A 24,895-nucleotide genomic window follows, 5' to 3' on the forward strand; every position below is an offset into this window, starting at 1 on the left:
ACAAACCAAATTTCTAGTGATGTTTTCTAGTGTTTGTTTTTGGCAAGTTTCGTAAAATTGCCAGCATATTTGCATTCCGCTAAGCGAAAATTAAGAATCGGATGATTAAAAACCCATCCAAATTCGTTTCTTAATAAGGGAGTGCTTGCAGTTGAATAACTGGATTTCAGCGCTTTTTAATAATATGGGAAATATGCGCAGGCCAATGATGAATATGTTTGGCATAAAGAGAAAGAGCAACTGGGGTTGGCTATGGGGATCGCTCATCAGCATAGTGCTGAGCACAGCAGCGGTAGTTTTTACACGAAGCCGAAACCACAACGCCAATATGCATCCAATGCAGCAGATCATGAACAAATCAAATTTGAACAATGCTTTTAAGAACCAAAACCTGTCAGCACTTACTGAAATGGCAGATGAGCTTGGTTTTGAGAAGAAGAAGCAATAGAAGATAAATGGAACAAATGCCCCGCATTAAATGTAATGCGGGGCATTTGTTAAGGGAGGGGGTAAAATCATATACTGATAATAATTCGATTTTCTAGTTAACATAATATATATTATAGGAAGTAGTGAATTAAAACGAAAAAAATGTCTCATTATAAGAGTATACTTAAGATAGTGAGACAGTGTTAAAATTTTTATCAAATTTGTTTAATTTGACATTTATAGAATTTTAAAATGAATTTTCAGCTGAAATTTATTTACTGCCAAAATTCATTTTCATTAAGCTCCTGGTTTTATGTTCGATACTCCAGCTGATATTAGTTTAATCTTTACTTAAGGGATATTCTGATGATTTATAAACCCCTCTTATAATTAAGATTAATTTCATCTAGTTTACATAACATAATTACGTGCAACCTTTATCAAAGCTTTTATTCACTATCCTGTGTACTATTAAAGAATATTTCTTCCTGATCTTTATTTTCTTTTTTATTGTTTTTATCTTTATCACCCATTTTTCCATCAGATTCATAACTTAATTCAAATGTATTTTTTGGTTCCTTCTTCATTTCAATCGCTCCTGTGTTTAGATGATTTGGTACAGCATCTTTTCCATTAATGAATGCGTTTTAACCTATACGCGAACACGTGTTCCATATATGTGTCTCACACTTGAATCAGTGCGGCAGTTAAATACTTTCTGGGTGTCTCATAATAAATCAGCTTGCTGAATTCCGGATATACAGATTCAAAGTATATAAAGATTGGGGAATCAAGCAGCCATGGATAGTTGGAGTAAAATGAACGGTCACCATAAATCATGGCTGTCAGCGCCAGATCCAATTCCTTTTGGAAAATGAGAAACCTTATTTTTGAGTATTGATGATCAAATTCCCCGTTGCTGATATATACCCTCCCGCTCAGCACATACTGCCCCATTTGAGGTATCCATTCAGCAAAAACTTCATCACGAAATTTAGGATTAATTGCACTTAAATCATAGCATCCCCCTATTGCCAAAAATAACTCTCCAGTTGCATCTGAGTGTGTAAGTGTATATTTCCTGCTGTCTACGGGTCTGAATTCCGTCGCAGGAGGCATATATTTAACAGACAGCTTAGATGGATTAAATTTGCTCACATGAAGGCCCCCCTATACAAATTTCCTTATGCCCAGTATATGGGATCCTTAAAGAAACGTGACAAATGCCCAGTCACTAACGGGTGCGCGAATTCATTTTCATAACTTTTGTATCTTTTAAAATCCACTTCCCATCTTCATACAGCCAAAAGGACTCTACAAAGGCAATGGTATCTGCATTAAATGCACCGCTTATTCTTTGAACTCCCAATAATCCCTTCTTCCCTTCTATAGGGATGATTTTCAACGTGCTATACGGATTTACCATTAGCTCAGTCGGCTCACTAAGCTTTCCATTTACATACAGACCAAGCCGTTCGTACTCTTCACTTCTATCCCGTAAATCGAACGTATACGATTGTTTGGTATTCTGGATGCTGATAGTAGCTTTGTAGCCATTTTCAAATTGACTATTGATTACTAAGGGATCCGGAACAGACAGGTCGATTAGCTTAAAGTCCTTTAAAGTATATAAATAAAAATTCGACAATCCGCCGCTTCCGCCAGTAGGAATACTAATATACATATCATTTATGGAATCATGGTTAAGATCTTCAAATTGTATATGAGGTTCATAACCCCCTTCAAGCTCCGCTTTATACGTTTTACCATCTGAAGCCTTGACCCTGAGTGATATTTCCTTTAAAAATGCAGCGCCTTCCTCATAATAAACTCCCTTAAGATAGACAGTATCTGCCTTTTGATCACCGGTAACATCCACTTTATCTTTTGACAGAGTATCAGTCTTTTGGTCTTGTTCACCTGCATATACACCGGTTATGGCGGATAAAGACATAAAAAAGAACGCCGCAAACGCAAAAAGCAATTCCTTCTTCATTTATGAATCCCCCCTATTTTTTATTATCTTGTCCAACTATGGAAATTATATGTAAAATGACAAAAAACCTCCTATCCATAGGATAAGAGGCTGTTAAATACTTAAATACTTATTTTGCTTCTTTTTTTAAAGCACTTTCTTTCGTTTCCCAAGATTCTATCCCTTTTAGGCCCGGAATGGAATCAGCATAAAACACAGGGTCTTTTCCTTCTTTCCTCTGTGCCTTGTAATCACTCAATGCGGCATAGGCAATTTTAGCAAGCAATATAATCGCAATAAAGTTAATGATCGCCATTAAGCCCATAAATAAATCAGCAAGGTTCCATACAATGGCTAAATCAACTACGGATCCGAAGACCACCATTCCGATAACAGCTATGCGATAAGTAAACAGCGCAGAGCGGCTTTCTTTAATAAATTCAATATTGGTTTCGCCGTAATAATAATTTCCAATAACAGAAGTAAAAGCAAATAAGAAAATAGCAACTGCAACGAAAGTAGATGCCCATGATCCAACATGTGTGCTAAGGGCTGCCTGAGTCAATTCTATGCCAGTAAGATCAGAGTTCGCATATTCGCCTGATAGCAGGATAATAAAAGCAGTTGCAGAACAGATTAAGATCGTATCCACAAATACGCCAAGAGTTTGGATAAGCCCTTGTTTTACAGGATGGGAAACGGCTGCTGTTGCGGCTGCATTTGGTACACTACCCATACCTGCTTCATTTGAGAATAGACCTCTTTTTATCCCCATCATCACCGCTGCACCCATCGCTCCCCCTGCAGCCTGATCAATGCCAAAAGCACCTTTTACTATGCCGGCAACCAGATTAGGAACTTCAGTAATGTTCATGATGACTATGACGATAGCTACACCTAAGTATATAATTGCCATGATCGGCACAACAACTTGAGAAACATACGCAATTCGTTTAACACCACCGAAAATGATGACAGCTGTTAATGCCGCAAGTATAAGTCCAATGGTTAAACGGCTTGTGCCAAACGCTTGATTAAAAGCAAGGGAAATCGTGTTGGATTGTACAGAGTTAAACACCAACCCAAAACAGAATGTAATGATGATTGCAAAGATTATTCCCATCCAGCGTTTATTCAGGCCTTTTTCCATATAGTACGCAGGCCCGCCCCGGAAGCCATCTTTATCTTTCACTTTGTAGATCTGAGCAAGAGTACTTTCAATGAAGCTTGATGCCCCTCCAATAAATGCAATTAGCCACATCCAGAAGACAGCGCCAGGTCCACCTGCAGCAATCGCAGTTGCTACACCGGCAATATTACCTGTCCCAACACGGGAAGCTGCACTAATAGTGAAGGCCTGAAAGGATGATATCCCTCTTTTGCCCTCAGCAGATACCATTGCTTTATCGCCTAATATTCTGAACATTTCACCAAAATATCTTAATTGGACAAATCTGCTTTTAAAACTAAAAAATAAACCAAGAATAATTAACGCGGCAATCAAAATGTACGTCCATAAAAGATCATTTAGAAAGCCTACGATAGTTTCTAATAGTGCCATGCTATTCCCCCTAAAAATTTTTATTATCTTACAAAAACAACACACTCTTTATAATCTATCAAAAGAATTTTTAATAGACAAGTCGAATATTCATCCATAGGAGTAAAAATTCAATATAAACCTTGATTTCATGCAAAATATAATGGTTTTTTTAACAAGGCATTTAAATATTTTTATTCGTTTCAATCAAACTAGTATAAACTTTTTATACAATCAGCTTTCATAAGAATAACATTATTCACACTATTCCCGATTCATTTTTATATAAAAGATAATCTACACACCGAAATTTATCGGTTCAGCAGACAAATAAACCCCTGTTTTCACAGGGGCTCTTTATTCTATTCAGTTGCATTGACCGTATTTTCTGCCCTTGTCTTCCAAATGCATTTTGCTTTGCCGCTTTCGGAATCGTCAATGATAAACGATCCATTTGAATACCGGTCATTAAAGCGGATAGCCGAAGCATTAACCGTTTCTATATGGCCATTTTCTGTTTCAATGTATAAATCATCTTTACTTCGGACAATTACACAGCCAACAATACGATGAGGATTTGATTTCAATTCACGAAGCATCACTACGCCGCGCTTGGCACGTGAGGTCCGTTCAAATTCAGTCAGCTTCATTTTTTTAATGGAGCCCCGCTGTGTAACAATTACAACAGCCTGCTCTTTCGGATCCTCAATAAGCTGAGCACCAGAAACAAAGTCGCCGTCTTTCAGATTGATGCCTTTTACACCGGCAGCTCTTGCCCCTACTATGCTGACCTCTTCCTCATGGAACCAGAGACCGTATCCCTGGTGAGTCGCAAGGAAAATTTCCTTCGTGCCATCAGTTAAATAAACGTCAAGAACTTCATCATCGCCTTTAACATTGACAGCAACTAGAGGTTTTGAATATCGCTGCGCCTTATATGATTTCAGCTCGGTTTTCTTTACCATGCCATTCTTTGTCATAAACAGAAGATATTCGTTGGTCTCAAAATCTTTTACAGGAATGGCCCGGATAATCGATTCATTCCGGTCAATCGGAATGATGTTGGCAATATGCTGACCGAGGTCTTTCCAACGGATATCCGGCAGCTGATGAACCGGGCAGTACAGATAGTTTCCTTTATTTGTGAACACAAGGAGAACATCAGTTGTATTCATATCAAGCTGGGCTATAATTCTGTCAGAATCCTTCATGCCGAAATCCTGTCCGTTAGATGCTGCAAACGATCTCTGGCTAGTACGCTTGACATAGCCTTCCTTTGTTACCGTTACAATAACATCTTCACTCGCTACCAGAACTTCAAGATTAATCTTGATTTCCTCGATTTCCGCTTCAATTCTGGTACGGCGTTCATCAGCAAAGCGCTTTTTAACATCCCGTAACTCTTTTTTAATAACCGAAAGCAATTTTTTCTCGCTGTCGAGAATAGATTTAAGCTCGCCGATTAGCTTAGCAAGTTCCTCGGCTTCTGCTCTTAATGCAGTTATATCAGTATTGGTTAAACGGTATAGCTGCAGGGAAACGATTGCTTCTGCCTGAGGTTCAGTGAACTCAAACTTTGCAATCAGATTATCTTTTGCATCCCGTTTATCTTTGGAAGCGCGGATCGCTGCAATCACTTCATCGAGAATAGAAAGAGCTTTCATGAGGCCCTCAACGATATGCTGGCGCGCCTCGGCCTTTTGCAGCTCATACTGGGATCTGCGTGTAACGACTTCTTTACGATGGCCTATATAAGCATCCAGCAGCTCTCGTAACCCCATTAATTTCGGGTGGCGATTGTGAATGGCAACCATATTAAAGTTATAAGGAATCTGCAGGTCACTGTTTTTGTACAGGTAGTGAAGGACACCTTCAGGATCTGCATCCTTTTTTAACTCGATTACAATGCGAAGGCCGGTCCGGTCTGTTTCATCTCGGACTTCGGCAATGCCTTCCACTTTCCGGTCTAGGCGGAACTCATCAATCTTCTTAACCAGATTTGCTTTATTTACTTCATAAGGAATCTCGGTGATGACAATCTGTTTTTTCCCTCCGCGCAAATCCTCAAATTCAGCCTTTCCGCGGACAATGATTTTTCCTCTTCCAGTTTCATAAGCTTTTTTTATTCCCTCGACTCCCTGGATTATGCCTCCTGTAGGGAAATCCGGACCTTTGATATGCTCCATCAGATCATCTATTGAACAATCAGGCTTATCCATACGTAAAATAACACCATCAATAATCTCATTTAGGTGATGGGGCGGAATATCAGTTGCATACCCCGCAGAAATGCCTGTTGAGCCATTGACAAGCAAATTCGGATAAACTGCAGGCAAAACGGTTGGCTCACTGGACGTGTCATCAAAGTTCGGAATGAATTCAACGGTTCTTTTCTCAATATCTCTCAGCAATTCGGAAGAAAGGGGAGATAAACGGGCTTCTGTATAACGCATGGCTGCAGGGGGATCTCCATCGATGCTCCCATTATTACCGTGCATTTCCACAAGAAGGTTACGGACCTTCCAGTCCTGGCTCATCCGCACCATCGCGTCATAAACTGAAGTATCGCCATGCGGATGATAATTGCCGATTACATTACCAACTGTTTTAGCGGACTTTCTAAAGCCCTTTTCATGGGTGTTTCCTTCCACATGCATGGCATAAAGAATCCGTCTTTGAACAGGCTTTAGCCCATCACGTGCATCAGGAAGGGCACGATCCTGAATAATATATTTACTATAACGCCCAAAGCGGTCGCCTAATACATCTTCAAGAGGAAGGTCCCGGAATTTTTCAGCAGAACTCATGAGTCAACACCCTCCTCCTCTAGTACTGTAATATTTTCATTTTCAAGGATGCTTCCATCTTCTTCAAGTCCGAATGCCACATTCGATTCAATCCATTTGCGGCGGGGTTCAACCTTATCGCCCATTAAGGTGGTCACACGGCGTTCGGCTCTGGCTGCATCATCAATTTTAACGCGGATCAATGTGCGCGACTCCGGATCCATCGTTGTCTCCCACAGCTGGTCGGCGTTCATTTCCCCAAGCCCTTTGTAACGCTGGAGCATATAACCCTTACCCACTTTTTTAATGGTATCCTGAAGGTCATCATCACTCCATGCATACTCGATCACTTCTTTTTTGCCTGAACCTCTGCTGACTTTGTATAAAGGAGGCAGCGCAATAAATACCTTCCCCGCTTCAAGCAGTGGTTTCATATATCTGTAAAAGAACGTGAGCAAAAGCACCTGGATATGTGCTCCATCAGTGTCGGCATCTGTCATGATGATTACCTTATCATAGTTGACATCATCCAGATTAAAATCCGCGCCGACACCCGCCCCAACGGCATGGATAATAGTATTGATTTCTTCATTTTTAAAGATATCCGCAAGCTTTGCTTTTTCAGTATTGATTACTTTACCTCTAAGTGGAAGTACAGCCTGGAAACGCCTGTCCCTGCCCTGTTTGGCAGATCCTCCCGCCGAATCACCCTCAACCAAATATAATTCATTTCTTTGAGGGTTCCGGGATTGGGCCGGAGTCAGTTTTCCTGAAAGCATTGCTTCAGATTTTTTCCGTTTTTTTCCGCTTCTTGCTTCCTCACGGGCTTTGCGGGCCGCTTCCCGTGCCTGGAAAGCCTTTATCGCCTTTTTAATTAACAGAGAGCTTGTCTCGGGGTTTTCTTCAAGGAAATAAGATAAATGCTCGGAAACAACTGAATCAACAGCAGAACGAGCTTCACTTGTCCCCAGCTTTCCTTTCGTCTGGCCCTCAAACTGCAAAAGCTCCTCTGGAACACGAACAGAGATGATCGCAGTGAATCCTTCACGCAGATCCGCTCCATCCAGGTTTTTATCCTTTTCCTTCAGAAGATTAACTTTGCGGGCATATTCATTAAAAGCTCTCGTCATCGCAGTTTTGCTCCCTGCCTCATGCGTTCCGCCGTCCTTTGTGCGGACGTTATTGACGAATGAAAGAACATTTTCCGAGTAGCCATCATTGAATTGAAAAGCAAAATCCACTTCAATTGCATTGCTTTCGCCTTCAAAGCTTACGACAGGATGCAGAACATCCTTTTCTTCATTTAAATATCCTACAAATGCTTCAATGCCGTTTTCATAGTGAAAAACGTCATGAAAATCATTACGCTCATCTATGATTTCTATTTTCATTCCTTTTAGAAGGAAAGCAGATTCACGAAGACGCTCACAAAGCGTTTCGTAATTATATGTGGTTGTCGAGAAAATGGACGGATCCGGCTTAAAGTGAATCGTAGTCCCTGATTGATTTGTCTTGCCGACCTTTTCTAATGTGGTCACCGGCTTGCCGCCAAGCTCGAAACGCTGTTCATATACAAAGCCGTCACGCTTAATTTTAACCACAAGCCATTCGGAAAGGGCGTTGACGACAGATGCACCAACACCATGAAGTCCTCCGCTCGTCTTATAGCCTCCCTGGCCAAACTTTCCCCCGGCATGAAGGACAGTTAATATGACTTCTGGAGTCGGCTTGCCCATTCTATGCATTCCTGTAGGCATTCCTCGTCCTTTATCTTGCACACTAATTGAATTATCTTTATGTATTCTGACAATGATATGATTCCCGTAACCTGCCAGTGCTTCATCGACAGCATTATCGACAATCTCATATACAAGATGGTGCAAACCCCTTGCATCCGTGCTTCCAATGTACATCCCAGGGCGTTTCCTAACTGCTTCAAGCCCTTCGAGTACCTGTATGGCATCATCATTGTAGTCAAAAGCTTCCTGATTTCTTGCCACGAACATACCCCTTTCATTTCCTGCAAAACACTTGCCGCCGAAATCACGGCAATGGAACACCCTAATAAGAAATCGGCATACAGCCAATTTTCTTTGAAAAAAAACCGACGTTCGAACAGGTGTTCTATATTTATATTTTACCATATAATTTAGGATGGTCTATGCTTTATTTTATCTATTTATTTGGTTTTGGCAAATAAGTTCTTGAGATTTAAAAGATTTATCCTGATTATTTCCGTTATTTAAATCCTTTATTTACAGGCTTTCTGAAAAAAATTAAAAAACATGAGATCTTATAGAGACCTCATGTTGTAGTTTACTTTGTCAGAGCATGTTCAACTTTAATGCAGCGGTCCATTATGACAGTGTACCCTTTTTCTCTCAGAAAGTCATATGCTTCCTCGTTTGCCACTCCGAGCTGTGCCCAGAAAATATCAGCATCTATTTCAGCAAATTCCCTCGCGATTTCCGGAAGAAACTCCGATCGCCTGAATACATTAACAATATCTACATGACCCTCGATATCTTTAAGACTTGGCACTGCTTTTACACCAAGTACTTCATCAACAGACGGATTAACCGGAATGATTTCAAATCCAGCTGTTTGCATCGCTTCTGATACCATATAGGATGTACGCTCAGGATTTCCGCTTAATCCTACAACAGCTATCCGTTTTGCCTTTTTTAAAAGGACACCGATTTCGTCCCTGCTTGGGTTTTCAATAGCCATTATGTTCCCTCCATTTTTATCTGGTTAAATATATCTTACCTAATAACACAAAGGCACACTAATTTATTGCTCTTATTCCCGAATATCAAGCTTATAAAAATTCAATGATCTCTCAACTTTAAACCCTGCTTTTTTGTAAATAGATAACGCTTTCTCATTTGTTGTCCCTACACAAAGCTTAATGTTTTGGGCTCCGCTATTTACAAAAAGATCATGGACCGCCATGTCCAGCAAATTCTGTCCAATACCCTTCTTCCGCTTCCCGGGATCCACACCAATGAATTCAATGCTTCCTTCTTTTTCTTCACGATTGTACTCTGCATATAAATAGCCATTTAATCCATCCGCATCTTCAGATGTATAGACTTTGTGATCAGCATTGATTTTTTCGATAATCTCTTTTCCTGAATAATAGGTATGAGGAAACACAGTATCATGCAAATGAATAAATTCTCCATGGCTGCGAAGGGACAATAAATTGACCTCATTTAAATCATTGCATGAATGTTCTTTCAATTCCATGTAGGTTTGAGCCGATTGCAGCCTGAATCCGTTTTTGGATGCAAATCCTGCTGCAGTATTGTTGTATGTATCAGCAAATAAATAGTATGTATGGAGATTTCCTTCAAAATAATGGAGTGCTTTTTCCCATAATAAACTCATTAGTTCTTTTTTCTGTACAAATGGGCCCCATAACTCCGCTGTCCCTTTATTTAGATCAGCATCTATACCCAGATATCCAGCAAGAGCCTCACCCTCCCGGATAATATACGCAGCTGATTCGGGATCATGATACATTTCTTCCAGACTTTGAAAAATATCGTTTTGGCTTGTCCCCAAATACCCTATATGACACTCTGGCAAGGCGTTCATTTCTGTAATAAACTCAGTTGCCTGCATTAGACTTGAATGATCTAAATTTTCAACAGCTTTCATACTATCACCTCCTTTAACTATATTTTACCATAAAAAAAACGGCTGATTTTCGCTGTCAGCCGAATTAGAAGATTAATAAACTGCTGTCTCTAATCTTTTGAGGAGCCTCTTTATGCTGGTGTTCGCTTCTTTTAAAACTATTTCTTTATCAACTGTATTCAGCTTCCGTTTTTCCATCACCATTTTCCCGTTAACAATGGTGGATTCTACGTCTGCACGAGTGGCTGAATAGACAATCCTCGAGATGGTATCGATATCAAAAGACGGATAGACATGAAAATCATTCAGATCAAGAATAGCAAGATCTGCTTTCTTTCCGGGCTCCAGACTTCCGATTTCCTGTTCCATTCCAACTGCCTTTGCTCCGCCAATCGTCGCCATTCTGAAGACGGTTCTCGCGTTCATTGCGGTCGGGCCGTGCACAGGCTTCTGAATGATGGCAGCCAATCTCATTTCATTGAACATATCGAGATTGTTATTGCACGGAGCCCCATCAGCACCAAGACTGACAAATGCCTGCTGATCCAATAAGGAAGGAACCTCTGCCACACCAGATGCCAGCTTCAGATTGGATCCCGGACAATGGCTGACCTTTACGCCTCGCTCTTTGATGATTCTTTTTTCTTCTTCATTAAGCCAAACACAATGGGCAAGTATCAGCCTTTCATTAGCAAGCCCTATGCTGTCCAGATAGACGACATTCCGCATGCCCAGTTCTCTTTCAACAAGGAGAATTTCATTGGCATTTTCAGAAGCATGAGTATGGACCCTCACATTGTATTGTGCAGAGAGGTCCCGGACATTCGTAAGCAATTCCTCTGTGCAGGAAACCACAAATCGGGGACAGAATGCATATTGTATGCGACCGTTATCACGGTTATGCCATCTTTCAAGGAGATCCACGCTTTGCTGGATGGATTTTGAGGTATTTTCCCTTAATGGAACAGGGACCTCATCCCCTTTATCCATCATGACCTTTCCTGCGAGTGCCCGTATGCCGCTTTCGGCTATGGCCTGAAAGGCATATTCGGTATGATTAACGGTTTCCATGTCCACTACAGTTGTAGTTCCGCTCTGGAGCAATTCGCCAATTCCTAGCATGGCAGAGTAATAGATGGAGTCTTCATCATGTGATGCCTCAAGCGGCCAGATCTTCTGCTTCAGCCAATCAAGAAGCTCCAAATCATCAGCCTGTCCGCGGAATAATGTCTGGCAAAGATGGATATGCGTCTGAATGAATCCAGGAATAACCGTCTTTCCGGTGGCATCGATTACTTTATCCGCTTTATGTGATAAGTTCTGTCCAATTTCGGCAATACGGTCATCTACAATATATAAATCTCCGAAAATGATTTCTTCAGCCGCATTCATTGTTATAATTTCAGCGTTTTTTATCAGGATACTGCTCAATTTCTTCCTCCCCCTCGCATCGGACTGACTTCTGACGGCTCCACCTTGCCATAAGTCATAATAAGCTGTCTGTAAAATTGGATGGAGCGCTGATATGCCGCCAGACTAACCCACTCATTTGGCTGATGCGCCAGTTTTTCATCACCCGGGCCATAAATCAAGGTAGGAATTTCACTCCTTGGATTAAGTACGGCACCATCTGTATAGTAGGACACCCCGTAATGGTCCGCTTCCGATTCGCCATTTATCGTCTGCGCAATTTTAATAATATCCCGGGCTGGGTCTGTTAAAATAGCTGGACGATCAAGAAGGGTCTCAACACTGTATTGATAAATCTCACCCTGATCCAATAGAACATCCAGTTTGGATTTTAGCTTGTTTATAAAATGGGAATGGGACTGAGGAGGAACTGTTCGAATATCTGCTCTTATGCTGCATTTATCTGGAATGACATTGGTCTGCACTCCGCCTTCAATCATGGTAACAGCCAGGCTGCTTTTTCCGAGGGGCTTCTTTTCTGTCTTCCATTCAATTTTCATTTCATCCAATACCCGGATTATTTTCAGCATATGATCTACTGCATTGATTCCCTGTTCCGGCATCGAACCATGAGAGGTTTTTCCATAGGCTGTAATCTCAAGCCAAAGAGCTCCCTTATGGCCAATCACAATTTTTTCATTTGTCGGTTCGGCAATGACAAGTGCATCGATTTGTCGACCATCATTTTTTTCTAAAAAAGCCCTGGCACCACAGCTGTCGACTTCTTCGCCGGCAGTTGCCAAAAAGGTAACGCCAACAGGCGGAACAGAATTGGTGAGATACAGATCCTCCAAAGCAAGGAACATTGCTGCAAGCCCGCTTTTCATATCAGAAGCTCCTCTGCCATAAATCCGCCCATTTACGATTTCCCCTGAAAAAGGGGAGTGTACCCATTCTCCTTTCCCAGGTGAGACCGTATCCATATGGCCGCATAAGAATAGCTGTTTACCGCTTTTTCCGGGAAGCGTAACTTCAAAATTGCTTCGGGTCTCATTAAGCATGGTCACCTTAAAAGGCAGACCTTTTTCTTTGCATCTATTAATAAAAGCTTCCGTCACTAAATGTTCGTTTCCGGGCGGATTGGAGCTGTCAATCTGGAGCAGATGCTGAAGAAACTGAATATCATTCATGAATCCGCCTCCATAATTTGCATTTTAATAGGAGTCACTTTATACCCATTAACAGGCGCCATGTCCTGGGAACACGTTGTACAGGCAATGACAACATCACACAATGCTTTCAGCCTTATGTAATCACCAGGCTTGGAAAGAGGTTCTGCAATGACATAATCCCCCGCTTCATCAAGGACATTATTCATAAAGATATTAATAGGATCGGGAATAACTGAAGGATGAATATTATACTTTTTTAAGGCAGAAGCGATATTATCATGGCAATTAGGATGGTCCTCTTTGTCGAAATCAACTTTGTAGCGGTAATAATCACATGCCGGAAAGAAGAAATCATGTTTTCCAACAGTATCTTCCAATAGCTGCATTAAGGGACGGCGGCGGTTGCTGTAGAGCCAGTCTCCCGTTTTAAGGCGTATACTGCTGAGTGAAGCCCGCATATGGACAGGTGATACATGTTCCGAGGGATCTTCATAGTTAAAGCAGACAAAGTCCCCAACCTGTTTTCCTTCCATATCAATAATTATTAGCTCTTCCCCTTTATGAATCAGTGCGCTTCTTCCTTCGTATGGCGGAATAATAATTTCGTCCCGGATTTTGCCTTTGTTAAAAACCTCTTTCATTTAGAACACCAGCCTTTGTTGTTATTCGATGAAAACTGCAACCGCACGAATCGGAGATCCCGTGCCTTTCCGAATTCTGAGAGGGAGTCCGAAATACAGAAATCGCATGCCTGCAATCTGGTCGAGATTGCAGAGGTTTTCCGTATTGGTTATTCCGTATTCTCGGCAAATAAGATGTCCGGAGTACTTTGGATCATCCGGATGATCAATAGCCGGGGCATCAATGCCTATATTGACTGCCCCTTTATCAGCCAGCCACTTTGCAGCCTGATAATTCAGACCGGTATACGTGGTGAGCCATTTGTCAGTACCATAAGACCGATTGTAATGGCCAGTATAGAGGAGAACGATATCTCCTTTTTCAATAAACTGCTGTGATTTCCTCAGTGCATCCTCTAGATCACGGTCTGTTATATATTGATCAGGCTGAATATGGGACACATCAAGGCAAACTGCCGGCCCGTAAAAATACTCAAGCGGCATTTCATCGATGTATTGGCCGTTAGGATCATACTCATAAGTTGCATCACTATGGGTGGGACCATGTTCATTAATTAATAGATTATTAGTTGCAAACATGAATCCAACTTGCTTTTCACTTTCTTCGTGAGACATATTCGGGAAAACCATCGTTTTCTGATGAAGAGGGAAAACAGGCATCCCCTGGTAAATTTCCTGCGTTAAATCGACAAGCTTTACTCCCATGTTATTCCTCCTTAACCTGCTGTATCTTTTACTATATGAAAAGCGGCGTTCTCTGCCGCTTTAATGATCAATTGATAATGGTCGGGATAACCTCAAATTTATCTACATCAATAAGCCCCATATCTGTAATTTTCCATTTCGGGCTTGTGACTAATGACCAGAATGATAAATGCATAAAGGGAACTTCCATACCGCAGCCAAGAACTTCTTTTACAAGATGCGATAATTCGTCAACCTTTTCACTCATTTCTTTTCCAGTTAATTCATCTGTCATTAAACCGCCGATCCGGAGAGGAAGGTCACCTACTACTTTGCTATCTTTTATCATGGCTATTCCGCCATCCATGGCAATGACACGGTTAACCGCCATGGCCATATCTACGTAGTTAGTTCCTGTTACAATAATATTATGTGTATCATGGGCAACGCTTTCTGCTATAGCTCCGCTTTTCAGATCAAAGCCATGAAGAAACGTCTTGCCGATTTTTCCGGTTCGACCGTGGCGTTCTACTACCAGCAACGGCAGAACATCCTGCTTTAAGCACGGCTGCACAATGCCGTCTTTGACATTCAGCATATATTCGCTGCCGCCGGTTAAGTTCTGGAAAGGTATCGCTTCAATTGCCCTTACTTTTGCACGGCTTCCCGGGGCTTCAATGGCGAGTTCCTTGACTGTTACAGACTTCCGCTTCACTGACTTTTTCACACTTTCCGGATATATGTAAGGAGCAATATCTATAGTTAATTCGCCTTTTTCAGCTGCTTTTTTCCCTGCCAAGTATACCTGATCAATTGTCATATTGTTCAGATCGCTGATCACGACGACATCTGCTCTTTTGCCTGGTGCAATTACCCCCACATCTTTAAAACCAAAGTGGGTAGCAGGATTAATGGTCGCCATTTGGATGGCTTCCACTGGATCAATCCCTACAGCAATGGTTCGGCGGATGATATCATTCATATGACCGTAATTTAACAGATCAGCAGGCACCATATCGTCAGATACAAGGATTGCACGGCGGGAATCCAGTCCATCCTCTGTAATCGCCTTGATGCAGTCTGCCATATTTCGCTGGGAAGAGCCTTCACGCATGAATACACTTACGCCATTGCGAAGCTTTTCGACCGTTTCTTCTTTCGTCGTAGTTTCGTGACATGACACATGGTTGCCTCCGCTGATTATATGGGCGGCAAGCTCTTTGCCAAACAATCCCGGTGCGTTCCCTTCGACCGTTTTCCCAATGCTGTTTGCATATGAAACTGCGGCAACAAGGTCGTCTATTAATTCCGGGGCATGCTCATATACCGGACCAATATTGCTGAAACTTTGGATTTCCCCAATGCCCTGCACATATGGGTCTTCCAGGAGTTCCTTCATATCCTTGGATGTCACATCAAAACCGGATGTTTCCAGACCTGGAGCATCAGGTACAGCACAAGGCACCGTGAATAATACCCGGTTTGGAAGTGTCTTAGCTTCTTCAATCATTGCCTGCATCCCGTGAACACCGAGGACGTTCCCTATTTCATGGGGATCTCCTATCAGCGTAGTTGTCCCTGTCGGAATGGATAGCTTGGAGAATTCCGTACAAGTCAGCATCGCACTCTCAAAATGCATATGAGAATCAATGAACCCTGGACAAACGAATTTACCCTGAATATTTTCCACTGTTGTTTTTGGTCCAATTAAGTCTTTTGCGTCTCCCGCCATTAAAATGTATTCGCCTTTCATCGCAACATCTGCTTCATAGATCTCACGGGTGATCACATTAATAAAGTATCCCCCTTTCAGAACTACATCAGCATACTGGCTGGAATCAAGCAACACATCAATAAGTTTGCGGTACTGCACTGCCTTTTTGATATTTTTTGCATCCATTTATTAACCCCCTGTTTCCATTCCTTCTACACTGTCGATAATTCCGATAATGGCAGCATCGATAGGCGCATCTTTATTCTGAACTGCTCTTGATGCCATGCTTCCAGTCACATAGATGACTTTCTCGCCAATGCCGGCACCAACAGTATCAACGGTTATAATGGGGTTCGGTAACATTGAGCCGTCCAATCCTACAGGCTGGGTAATTAATAATTTTGTGCCCACCAGATTATCATCTTTTCTAGTGGCAGTTACACGGCCAACCACTATTCCCATTTGCATAAAGACCTACCCCTTAATGTAAAATAATTTCGATCTTAAGTTCCTTTGCTGTATCTTTTGCCAGGGGGGTTATGATAGCCCCTTTTGGAACAGTCAGCAGATCAAGATTGTTCAAATAGGCAAACCGGACTGTCTCCTCGGATATAACCGTTTTCTTCTGATGAACAGCAAAATCTGCGCTATCATTGAAATCTATTAATCTGATTCCAAGCACCTTCAGCTCTGCCATCTGCTGATTGAGCTTTCTTTTTAATAAGTCCGGACCTTTATCCATTCCTTTCAGTTTCCAATATTGGCTGAAAGGATCACCTCCAGCCTTCAAAGCCGTGACCCGTTTCCCTTTCAATAAACCCATTAAGATGATTTGCACCAATGGCCTTTTTTCGTTAAGATTCAATAGATCTGCTATTAAAGAAAATGATAGAATTGGCAAAAGTATTTCATCAAAATGATCAAGGAACTGATCATTAATCATAGAAACAGAGATCCAATCGTCATTCCCGGTCAGAGAGACTAAGTCCTCAAGCGGAAATTGGGTCAGCATTTCTTCTTCTGCAGCCATTCTAAGTGTAATATCTTCCATTGTTAGCTTTTTCAAGTAAGAAAATCCCGGATCCATTCCTATCAAATGAGAGGTTAATAGAGCCAGGATATGAGGTTTTCTGTCTCTGCAGTTTTCATTCCGCATATAAAGCGCCTGCAGAGTGTTTTTCGCCATAACACTCTGCTTTTTGCTCCTCATGCTTATTCACCGATATTTTTTGATAATAGAGCTCTTTCAACTTCGCTGTGCGGTCTCGGAATGACGTGTACCGAGATTAGTTCTCCTACTCTGCTGGCAGCTTCGGCTCCTGCATCGGTCGCTGCTTTAACCGCTCCCACATCTCCTCTGACCATAACTGTTACAAGACCGAATCCCACTTTTTCATATCCGCAAATCTCCACATTTGCTGCTTTAACCATTGCATCTGCTGCCTCTACTGCGCCGACAAGGCCTTTCGTCTCGATTAATCCCAATGCTTCACCCATTGTGTATTTCCTCCTTAAGTTTATTAAACTGATGGTTTATCATTCTCATTTTCTTCAGGCTCATTTTGTCTTTTAGCTTTCTTTTTGTCATGCGGTTTTTTTACGGATTTAACTTCTTTTTCAGTACCGGCTTCCGGTTGTATGTCTTTCAGTTTAAAATTCGGAAGCAGCTTCCCTGCCACTTCACTGTGTGCACGCGGAATGACATGAGCAGAAATTACTTTTCCTATTCTCTCTGCTGAACTCACACCTGCATCGACTGCAGACTTTACAGCCGCCACATCACCGTTGAAATGGATTGTGACGCCAAGGTAGCCATCCACTCCTATTACTTTTTCAATCCCTACAATTTCTACATCTGCTGCTTTTACGGCTGCATCTGCAGCCGAAACTGCTGTTGAATAACCAACGGTTTCAATCAAACCCAATGCTTGCAACTGAAGAATCCTCCTCCTATGAAATTATCAGAACGGCTAAATTTCCAGGAATTATTGAGCTGATCTGTGACTGTGCTGCTGATCAAGCCTTATTTAATCCTGTCGAATTCCTTACTAAGCAGATCCGTGATTCGGGATACCTCATCAAACTGGCCGAAAAGAAGCAGATATTTTTTCTCTATCAAAAATTTGATAGGTTTTGCTGTATTTTTTTTCATGTGCCGGTCAAGGAGCAAAATGCTGGAATAATAGTCGATTCCTTCAATGACACTGACACCGCCAATTAACGAGTTTAGTCCCAATTGTTTTGTAAGCCATGGACTGGGGGACTTTTCTTTAAGCGCTGTAATCGTTTTAAAATTTTTTTGGGAAAGTTTTTTAAAGAAGCTCTTTAAAGCGTTTAATAGTATTCCATCATCCTCTTCATAAAGCTCAAGCGAAAAGGGTTGCCCGTTGTTTTTGTCCCAAGACAGGCAATATCTTAAAGAAGGAAATTCTCTTAAAAGGTCATTCAGTAAAAATAGCTGTCCGGGCGTACATTTCTCTGAAGTAACTACCCCGATTGAGGCTGTTTTCAATTCCCTCTGAAAGGAACCTTCCAATGCAGGGTGAAGATCTGAGAACATCCAAACTTTAACACCCTCCGAAGTTTGACCGATAAGCTTGCTTTCTCTAGCATTTCGGCCGGGTTTCATTTCAGCGGATTCAGCCCTGCCAGAAACCCTCTGTTTCCCTTGAATCAGGGACAGGGTTTGAAGCTGTGCAATTTTTTCTTTAGCGGAAGGCGCAGGTGAAGAAAGTGAAACTGTCTGCCTCCTCAGGTTGGGTTGTGGATTAGCAGCCTGGGGCAGCTCTGCATGCTTAACAGCTATTCTTTTATTCATTTTTTCTTTCTGATAATTTGGCCGGCTGATGCCCGGTATACCCGACTCCAATACCGGCTGGCTGCGGGGCGTGGAAAAATTGGCAGCTCCCTTAATAGGGTTCATTTTTTGATTGCTGTAGGGCTTCATTACTTCTTCTACAACACTTTTGATAAAATCAGACACACATTATGCACCTCCACTTATGGAACAACTTCTTATAGGATTTTGCGAAGTTCTGAATGAGGACGGGGTATCACATTAGCCGAAACCAATTCTCCTCCAGCCACGGTATGAGCAGTCTTTCCAACCTCAACAGCAGCTGTGACCGCCGCCACATCCCCTTCAATAATGACGGTGATAAGTCCGGATCCCACTCTTTTTAAATCAACTAAGCTGACATTTGCTGCTTTTGCCATTGAGTCCAGCGCTGCAACAGCTGCTGTCAAGCCTCTTGTTTCTATTAAGCCAATTGCCTTCATTTTTGACCTCCTCTACTGCAAAATCTTAAAGATAGTCTTCGAGATTCACTTCAATGGGGATTGAAGTTCTTTTAAATAACTCTTCTTTTCCAAGCGGATAGGTTGCATCGATGCCCATCTTATCACTGACTCCTTTTAAATGATGGGAAGACTCGAGCGGTGATCCCTTCGCACCCTGTACGATGAAAATATCCTCCCCCGCCTGCACTCTTGTCGCTATGGCCCACTCAACATCATCCGAATCAAAAATATCGACGTCATCATTCACAACAACCACATGCTTTAAATCCTTATCACTTGCAAAAGCTGCAAGTGCCGCCTGTTTTCCGTCACCATCATGTTTCTTTTCAATTTGTATGACTGCATGATAGCGAGCGACACCGCCCATCGGAATATGTACAGCTTTAATATTTGGAACAACCTGCCTGACAGTGCTTAATAGTGTAGCTTCCCTGACAAGTGCCATTGGTAGCCTTTCTTCATAGCTTGATGGAAAAATAGTCTGTGAGATAGCGTTATTCCGGTAAGTAACGGCTGAAAATTCTACTATCGGCTGTGGCGTTCTGGTACCATAATAACCGGCCAGTTCGCCAAACGGTCCTTCCAGTTCCCTTTCAAATGGCAGCATTTTGCCTTCCAGAACGATTTCCGCATCAGCCAGTACTTCCAAATCTACCGTTTTGCATTGAACGACATCCAGTGACTGGCCAAGCAGTGCACCTGCTACATCCAATTTGTCGGTATGATACAGATGCGTACTGATCTGGGAACTTAGTACAACAGCTGGAACGACACCAAACATAACAGCAACTTCCATCGGCTCGCCGTTGCTCTCATAATGGGAATATTGCTCCATCAGCTCGGGGGAGGTTATGAGAATGTTCGTTCGATTACCGCCAAGGTATTGCATCCTGCGAATCGAGGTATACCTTTTTCTTCCGGATAAGTCTTTAACCACCAGGATTCCCGCTACATAATAGGCTCCTGAGTCTTCTGCATGATAAGTTGGAATAGGAAACAAATCTGCCAGGTCAAATTCCCCGGTTACAAGATTCTCCTGAACAGGGCCAGTTTGCCTTAAAGTCGTCGGAATAGGATTAACAATTGATTCAATGATTTTAGGAATAAGTTCAGAAGAGGGGATTCCCATGCTGTCTGCCATCAGCTCTCTGTCTCCTCCGAGTCCGGCAGCCATGGAAGATTGGTAACCTTTGATTTTTTCAAATAAAAAAGGCTGGCGACCATTTTTCGTATTAATTACTGCTCCCAATTCGTAAAGTGGATCCACCTCTTTTTTAACCCGATGGAGAATTCCACTGCTTTCCCATCTATCCAGCAAAGCCCTCATTGTTACAGGGTTCATGCCTTTTCCCCCCATCTCTCCAGGAGCTCATGGTCAATATCCAGCATGTCCAATATCCTCGCAACCATAAAGTTTGCCAGCTCCCAAATCTCTGTTGGCTTATGGTAAAAGCCTGGTGACGCAGGCATTATGCATGCACCGCTCTCAGCAAGAAGAGTCATATTGCGCAGGTGTATCAAATTAAAAGGCGCTTCTCTCGGAACAATAATAAATTTTCTATTCTCTTTTAAAACCACACTGGCAGCCCTGCTTAGAAGTGTATCGCCTACCCCGTTCGCAATCGCCCCCAATGTATTCATCGAACATGGCACAATCACCATTCCGTCAGTTTTAAAAGAGCCGCTCGCAACTGCAGCGAAAAGATTTCTGTTGCTGTGGATAGCGGCATACTCCTTCAGCTCGTCCATCTTGACCCCGCATTCAAATTGCATGACTTTTTCTCCCATCTCCGTAGCAATTAAATGCGTTTCGATCTCTAATTGATGAAGAGCGCGGATCAGTGTATATGCATACAATGATCCGCTTGCCCCGGTTATGCCCACTAAAATTCGCTTTTTCCTTGGAACTGATGAAGAATTAGACAACGGATTCGTCTTGGGAGAATTTCTTTTTAGCCAGTTCTTTGTATTCTTCTGTAGATAATATATCTCCGAAAATGTCAATGTCTCTTAGGCCTGATACGTGCATATCATCATCCTGCGAAGCAGTGGCATCTGATACGCAAATCACATTATAGCCATGATACAAGGCATCAGAGGCGGTGCTTCGTACACATACATTGGTCCAGACCCCAGTGAGGACGACCGTATCAATTTCTTCTTCTCTGAGGAAGAGATCAAAATCGGTATAGCTGAATGCACTATGCCGCCTCTTTTGGACCACATAATCTCCTTTGCTCTCGTCCGGCTGAAGCTCTGGAATGAATTCCGAACCCCAGGTTCCCTTTACGGCATGGACAGGCCTTACACGGAAATCACGATCATTTTTTCTGTGAGCCTCCTGAACATGCACAACCTGAATATTATTTTCATGTGCGAACTCAATAAGCTCTTGAATTTTAGGAACAATTTTTTCGCCATTTTCACACCTTAATGCTGCTTTTTCGCCGATAAAGTCGTTTAACATATCAATAATGACTACACAGTGTTTTTTTCCCCTAAGTTCCAATCAGTTCTGCCTCCCTCATAATATATAATTATTGCTGTGCTACTGGATCTTTAGTTTTCACATTTACCGCTTCATATTTTTCATACTTAAATGTTCTCTCAAGCCTCTGGATGCTTTGGCGTGGAACATATTCACCATATCCCGCTTCTCCGACAATCCCTTTGTCTTCCTCATAAACCACGTTTCCGCGGATAATGGTCTGGACTGGTTTACCTTTTAGTTTCATGCCATGGAGCGGGTTGTACTTAGCCATTGATTCTGTTTTCTGCTCATCAATTACATATTCTTTTTCAAGATCTATAACTGTGAAATCTGCATCACTGCCAATTTCCATTGAGCCTTTTTTAGGGTAAATGCCGTAATGAATGGCGGCATTTCGGCTCGTTACTTCTACAAATCTGGATAGTGATAAACGGCCCTTATTTAAGCCTTCACTGACAAGGATTGGCACCATCGTTTCTACCCCAGGGATGCCAGGGAAGGTGTTCCAGATTGTTGCACCTGGATAATCCTTTTCGGTGGCAATTTCATATGGAGCATGGTCAGTTCCGACAAAGTCGATTGTTCCATCAGCCAAAGCCTGCCAGTGAGATTCGTTATCCTCTTTTCCACGCAATGGAGGAGCAATCTTTGCATAAGAGCCTCGTTCTGACATGGAATCCTTAGCATTAAGGACAAGGTAGTGAGGGCAAGTTTCAGCTGTAACCTTGACACCACGCTTCTTAGCAGCTTTAACCAGCTCGACGCCTTCCTTTGTGCTCATATGTACTACATGTACACGTGCGTCTGTAGCTTCCGCGAAGCTGAGAATCAATTCAATGGCCACTTTCTCAGCGAGGCTTGAACGAGCTTCAGCCCATGCCGGTCCGTCAAGGCGGCCTTCTTTTTCAAGCTTCTTCGAATTGAATGTGCAGATGTCATAGTTTTCAGCATGAACACCAATCGGAAGACCGGTTTTTGCCACGTTTTTGAAAATCTCAAGCATTTCTGCGTCAGATACTTTAGGGAAGGTAGGAACTGAAGGAGTCATATAAACTTTAAACGCAACAACTCCCTGGTCTATCTGAGGGTAAATATTATCAATCCAGCCTTCACGTGCATCTTCACCAGTCATGCCGCCCCAGAAGCAGTAATCAATATAAGCTTGATCTCTGATTGGTCCGATTTTTTTATTGAAGCTATCCCCATCGCGAACAGACGGCTTGCTGCAGCATGGCATATCAATAATGGTTGTCAAGCCGCCCGCTGCTGCTGAACGGCTGCCGGTTGCAAATGTTTCTCTGTGGGTAAACCCTGGGTCCATAAAATGTGTATGTGGATCAATACAGCCTGGGACAACTAATTTTCCTTGTATATCAATAACCTTGGAGGCATTTAGAAAAGATATGTCGTTCGTGTAGCCGACAATTTTTCCATCGTTTACTAGAATATTCGTTAAAACCTGACGATCTCCCTGCGGAATATTTGCATTTTTCAGAATTAAATCCATTTACCCTGCTCCTATCTATTAATTTGATTTCTGCCTCTAAATTAGAGGCAGATGGTTACAGCAGCTGCTATTAAATCAATTCAGCTGAGTGGTCTCCTTTCAGCTGCTCAATTCTTTCACTTTCACTTATATTTAATTCTTTATAATTAAATACCATATTTAATAAAATTGCTGTGATGCTTCCCAATACGATGCCATTTTCAACCAGCAGCCGTACACTTGTCGGCAGGCTCTCAAAAATCTGCGGTACAACAGCTGAACCAAGTCCGATTCCGATTGCACAGGCAACAATCAGCAGGTTTTCATTTTTGCTGAAATCCACTGCAGACAACATTCTGATTCCTGATGAAATAACCATCCCAAACATTGGAATCATGGCTCCACCAAGAACAGCCATAGGAATAATCGTTGTCAGAGCAGCCACTTTAGGCAAAAGGCCTAAAGTCATTAATATGAGACCAGCTGCGATAACGACATTTCTCGTTTTTACTTTAGTCAATGCTACCAGTCCAACATTCTGCGAAAAGGACGTATAAGGAAACGCGTTAAAAATGCCTCCTATAACAACAGCCAGTCCTTCTGCACGCAGCCCTTTTTTTATATCTTTAGAGTCCAGCTTTCTTTCACAGACATCTCCGAGAGCAAGAAAAACCCCAGTGGATTCAATCATGCTCACTATCGCTACTAAAGTCATCGTAAGGATGGCTGAAGCATTAAATGTCGGGAATCCGAAATAAAACGGCTGAACGACATGAAACCAGGAAGCCTGGCTGACTTCAGCAAAGCTGACAAGCCCCATAAAATAAGCTGCTATTGTCCCGGTCACCAATGACAGCAGGACAGAGATCGCTTTCATATAGCCTTTAAAAAACCTGTTCATTAAAATAATTAACACCAGTGTAAATGCAGCCAGGAATAGATTCTTCGAACTTCCATAATCAGGTGATCCCAGCCCGCCTGCAGCATTATTCATGGCGACAGGAATTAGTGATACCCCGATAATAGCGACGACTGAACCGGTAACGACCGGCGGGAAAAATCTCATAATTTTACTCATAAATTGTGATAGGATCATGACGATAATACCTGAAGCAATAATTGCCCCGTAAATGGCAGTAATGCCCTGCAAATTTCCGATGGCAATCATCGGGCCGACTGCTGTAAAAGTACATCCCAGAATCACAGGCAGCCTAATGCCAAAATGCTTCCCCCCTATTACTTGAAGCAATGTAGCAATCCCGCAGGTAAACAAATCAATCGATATTAAGTAAGCAAGCTGCTTGGCATTAAGTCCAATTGCCGGTCCCACAATCAATGGGACAATGACAGCACCTGCATACATGGCTAGCACATGCTGAAATCCCAAAGTCCCTACCTTCCAAGGATTTAGCTTTTCCAAAGATTTTCCCCCCAGGTTTAATTCTTTGTTATGCCATAGCCTGCTCCAGTTTTTTTAGAAACGGCATCACCTCCCAAAAGAAATATTTGTATAAAAAAAACCGCAGCAATAGAAAACATCAAAATAAACCATAGATGTTCTATTACTGCGGTCTCATCCAGCTTCCGTTAAACAAAAGACAAAGGAACCGCTCCTATATTCA

The 24,895-nt window shown here is 42.2% G+C and carries 25 protein-coding genes; 1 reads left to right on the top strand and 24 read right to left on the bottom strand.

Going from position 1 to position 24,895, the window contains the following annotated elements; all coding sequences use genetic code 11:
• The first annotated feature begins 151 nt into the window (after positions 1-151).
• Complete coding sequence (locus tag M3205_RS05170) at positions 152-448, top strand: hypothetical protein (RefSeq protein ID WP_251168934.1); 297 nt, start codon at positions 152-154, stop codon at positions 446-448.
• Positions 449-878: 430 nt separating this feature from the next.
• On the opposite strand, the gene M3205_RS05175 is transcribed toward M3205_RS05170, so the two are convergent.
• The 24 genes from M3205_RS05175 to M3205_RS05290 form a co-directional block, all read right to left on the bottom strand.
• Positions 879-1,016 carry a hypothetical protein gene (locus M3205_RS05175; RefSeq protein ID WP_251168935.1) on the bottom strand — a complete coding sequence of 46 codons (138 nt, stop codon included), beginning with the start codon at positions 1,014-1,016 and terminating at the stop codon, positions 879-881.
• A gap of 97 nt (positions 1,017-1,113) precedes the next feature.
• A complete protein-coding gene (locus tag M3205_RS05180) occupies positions 1,114-1,587 on the bottom strand; it encodes a staygreen family protein (RefSeq protein ID WP_251168936.1) in 474 nt (157 codons plus the stop codon).
• A 76-nt stretch (positions 1,588-1,663) separates the two neighbouring features.
• Positions 1,664-2,425 carry a hypothetical protein gene (locus M3205_RS05185; RefSeq protein ID WP_251168937.1) on the bottom strand — a complete coding sequence of 254 codons (762 nt, stop codon included), beginning with the start codon at positions 2,423-2,425 and terminating at the stop codon, positions 1,664-1,666.
• Between the two features lie 109 nt (positions 2,426-2,534).
• On the bottom strand, positions 2,535-3,965 hold the full coding sequence (locus tag M3205_RS05190) for an alanine/glycine:cation symporter family protein (RefSeq protein ID WP_251168938.1): 1,431 nt from the start codon (positions 3,963-3,965) through the stop codon (positions 2,535-2,537).
• Between the two features lie 341 nt (positions 3,966-4,306).
• Positions 4,307-6,751 (bottom strand): DNA topoisomerase IV subunit A, encoded by a 2,445-nt coding sequence (gene parC, locus M3205_RS05195; RefSeq protein ID WP_251168939.1) that lies wholly within the window; start codon positions 6,749-6,751, stop codon positions 4,307-4,309.
• Complete coding sequence (parE, locus tag M3205_RS05200) at positions 6,748-8,730, bottom strand: DNA topoisomerase IV subunit B (protein WP_311315706.1); 1,983 nt, start codon at positions 8,728-8,730, stop codon at positions 6,748-6,750. Before parE ends, parC begins: the two co-directional genes overlap by 4 nt.
• A 316-nt stretch (positions 8,731-9,046) precedes the next feature.
• On the bottom strand, positions 9,047-9,460 hold the full coding sequence (locus M3205_RS05205; protein WP_251168940.1) for a CoA-binding protein: 414 nt from the start codon (positions 9,458-9,460) through the stop codon (positions 9,047-9,049).
• 72 nt (positions 9,461-9,532) lie between these two features.
• Positions 9,533-10,396 (bottom strand): GNAT family N-acetyltransferase, encoded by an 864-nt coding sequence (locus M3205_RS05210; protein ID WP_251168941.1) that lies wholly within the window; start codon positions 10,394-10,396, stop codon positions 9,533-9,535.
• 72 nt (positions 10,397-10,468) lie between these two features.
• Positions 10,469-11,806 (bottom strand): 5'-deoxyadenosine deaminase, encoded by a 1,338-nt coding sequence (locus tag M3205_RS05215; RefSeq protein WP_251168942.1) that lies wholly within the window; start codon positions 11,804-11,806, stop codon positions 10,469-10,471.
• Positions 11,803-12,975: a M20 family metallopeptidase gene (locus tag M3205_RS05220; RefSeq protein ID WP_251168943.1), complete on the bottom strand. Its 1,173-nt coding sequence runs from the start codon at positions 12,973-12,975 to the stop codon at positions 11,803-11,805. Before M3205_RS05220 ends, M3205_RS05215 begins: the two co-directional genes overlap by 4 nt.
• The gene (locus M3205_RS05225) at positions 12,972-13,598 is read right to left on the bottom strand and encodes a DUF1989 domain-containing protein (RefSeq protein WP_251168944.1); all 627 of its coding nucleotides are present in this window, start codon (positions 13,596-13,598) and stop codon (positions 12,972-12,974) included. The genes M3205_RS05220 and M3205_RS05225 overlap by 4 nt, the downstream gene beginning before the upstream one ends.
• A gap of 21 nt (positions 13,599-13,619) precedes the next feature.
• Positions 13,620-14,303, bottom strand: coding sequence for a cyclase family protein (locus tag M3205_RS05230; protein WP_251168945.1), 684 nt, complete (start codon positions 14,301-14,303; stop codon positions 13,620-13,622).
• A gap of 67 nt (positions 14,304-14,370) precedes the next feature.
• Positions 14,371-16,182: an adenine deaminase gene (locus M3205_RS05235; protein ID WP_251168946.1), complete on the bottom strand. Its 1,812-nt coding sequence runs from the start codon at positions 16,180-16,182 to the stop codon at positions 14,371-14,373.
• Positions 16,183-16,185: 3 nt separating this feature from the next.
• A complete protein-coding gene (locus M3205_RS05240) occupies positions 16,186-16,464 on the bottom strand; it encodes a EutN/CcmL family microcompartment protein (protein ID WP_095242684.1) in 279 nt (92 codons plus the stop codon).
• A gap of 13 nt (positions 16,465-16,477) precedes the next feature.
• Positions 16,478-17,206, bottom strand: a complete 729-nt coding sequence (locus tag M3205_RS05245) for a hypothetical protein (RefSeq protein ID WP_251168947.1) — start codon at positions 17,204-17,206, stop codon at positions 16,478-16,480.
• A gap of 2 nt (positions 17,207-17,208) precedes the next feature.
• A complete protein-coding gene (locus tag M3205_RS05250) occupies positions 17,209-17,493 on the bottom strand; it encodes a BMC domain-containing protein (RefSeq protein WP_009334686.1) in 285 nt (94 codons plus the stop codon).
• Between the two features lie 23 nt (positions 17,494-17,516).
• Positions 17,517-17,930 (bottom strand): BMC domain-containing protein, encoded by a 414-nt coding sequence (locus M3205_RS05255; RefSeq protein WP_285886133.1) that lies wholly within the window; start codon positions 17,928-17,930, stop codon positions 17,517-17,519.
• Between the two features lie 89 nt (positions 17,931-18,019).
• A complete protein-coding gene (locus M3205_RS05260; protein WP_251168948.1) occupies positions 18,020-18,979 on the bottom strand; it encodes a hypothetical protein in 960 nt (319 codons plus the stop codon).
• A gap of 32 nt (positions 18,980-19,011) precedes the next feature.
• Positions 19,012-19,275: a BMC domain-containing protein gene (locus tag M3205_RS05265; protein ID WP_251168949.1), complete on the bottom strand. Its 264-nt coding sequence runs from the start codon at positions 19,273-19,275 to the stop codon at positions 19,012-19,014.
• A 25-nt stretch (positions 19,276-19,300) separates the two neighbouring features.
• The gene (locus M3205_RS05270) at positions 19,301-20,638 is read right to left on the bottom strand and encodes a UbiD family decarboxylase (protein ID WP_251168950.1); all 1,338 of its coding nucleotides are present in this window, start codon (positions 20,636-20,638) and stop codon (positions 19,301-19,303) included.
• Positions 20,635-21,180 carry a UbiX family flavin prenyltransferase gene (locus tag M3205_RS05275; protein WP_076256386.1) on the bottom strand — a complete coding sequence of 182 codons (546 nt, stop codon included), beginning with the start codon at positions 21,178-21,180 and terminating at the stop codon, positions 20,635-20,637. Before M3205_RS05275 ends, M3205_RS05270 begins: the two co-directional genes overlap by 4 nt.
• Before the next feature lie 34 nt (positions 21,181-21,214).
• On the bottom strand, positions 21,215-21,805 hold the full coding sequence (locus M3205_RS05280) for a cysteine hydrolase family protein (protein ID WP_251168951.1): 591 nt from the start codon (positions 21,803-21,805) through the stop codon (positions 21,215-21,217).
• Between the two features lie 28 nt (positions 21,806-21,833).
• Complete coding sequence (gene allB, locus M3205_RS05285; RefSeq protein ID WP_251168952.1) at positions 21,834-23,294, bottom strand: allantoinase AllB; 1,461 nt, start codon at positions 23,292-23,294, stop codon at positions 21,834-21,836.
• Between the two features lie 70 nt (positions 23,295-23,364).
• Positions 23,365-24,693 (bottom strand): nucleobase:cation symporter-2 family protein, encoded by a 1,329-nt coding sequence (locus M3205_RS05290; protein ID WP_285886138.1) that lies wholly within the window; start codon positions 24,691-24,693, stop codon positions 23,365-23,367.
• Between the last annotated feature and the right edge of the window lie 202 nt (positions 24,694-24,895).

The sequence above is a fragment of the Cytobacillus firmus genome, from assembly GCF_023715565.1.
Lineage (GTDB): Bacteria > Bacillota > Bacilli > Bacillales > Cytobacillaceae > Cytobacillus > Cytobacillus firmus_C.

Bases quoted from the DNA above. Each gene is read 5' to 3' on its own strand.
- M3205_RS05245 (WP_251168947.1), bottom strand. From the start codon at position 17,206: ATGAGGAGCAAAAAGCAGAGTGTTATGGCGAAAAACACTCTGCAGGCG.
- M3205_RS05210 (WP_251168941.1), bottom strand. From the start codon at position 10,396: ATGAAAGCTGTTGAAAATTTAGATCATTCAAGTCTAATGCAGGCAACT.
- M3205_RS05220 (WP_251168943.1), bottom strand. From the start codon at position 12,975: ATGAATGATATTCAGTTTCTTCAGCATCTGCTCCAGATTGACAGCTCC.
- M3205_RS05265 (WP_251168949.1), bottom strand. From the start codon at position 19,275: ATGAAGGCAATTGGCTTAATAGAAACAAGAGGCTTGACAGCAGCTGTT.
- M3205_RS05240 (WP_095242684.1), bottom strand. From the start codon at position 16,464: ATGCAAATGGGAATAGTGGTTGGCCGTGTAACTGCCACTAGAAAAGAT.
- M3205_RS05175 (WP_251168935.1), bottom strand. From the start codon at position 1,016: ATGAAGAAGGAACCAAAAAATACATTTGAATTAAGTTATGAATCTGAT.
- M3205_RS05205 (WP_251168940.1), bottom strand. From the start codon at position 9,460: ATGGCTATTGAAAACCCAAGCAGGGACGAAATCGGTGTCCTTTTAAAA.
- M3205_RS05190 (WP_251168938.1), bottom strand. From the start codon at position 3,965: ATGGCACTATTAGAAACTATCGTAGGCTTTCTAAATGATCTTTTATGG.
- M3205_RS05230 (WP_251168945.1), bottom strand. From the start codon at position 14,303: ATGGGAGTAAAGCTTGTCGATTTAACGCAGGAAATTTACCAGGGGATG.
- M3205_RS05270 (WP_251168950.1), bottom strand. From the start codon at position 20,638: ATGAACCCTGTAACAATGAGGGCTTTGCTGGATAGATGGGAAAGCAGT.
- M3205_RS05225 (WP_251168944.1), bottom strand. From the start codon at position 13,598: ATGAAAGAGGTTTTTAACAAAGGCAAAATCCGGGACGAAATTATTATT.
- allB (WP_251168952.1), bottom strand. From the start codon at position 23,294: ATGGATTTAATTCTGAAAAATGCAAATATTCCGCAGGGAGATCGTCAG.
- M3205_RS05250 (WP_009334686.1), bottom strand. From the start codon at position 17,493: ATGGGTGAAGCATTGGGATTAATCGAGACGAAAGGCCTTGTCGGCGCA.
- M3205_RS05185 (WP_251168937.1), bottom strand. From the start codon at position 2,425: ATGAAGAAGGAATTGCTTTTTGCGTTTGCGGCGTTCTTTTTTATGTCT.
- M3205_RS05235 (WP_251168946.1), bottom strand. From the start codon at position 16,182: ATGGATGCAAAAAATATCAAAAAGGCAGTGCAGTACCGCAAACTTATT.
- parC (WP_251168939.1), bottom strand. From the start codon at position 6,751: ATGAGTTCTGCTGAAAAATTCCGGGACCTTCCTCTTGAAGATGTATTA.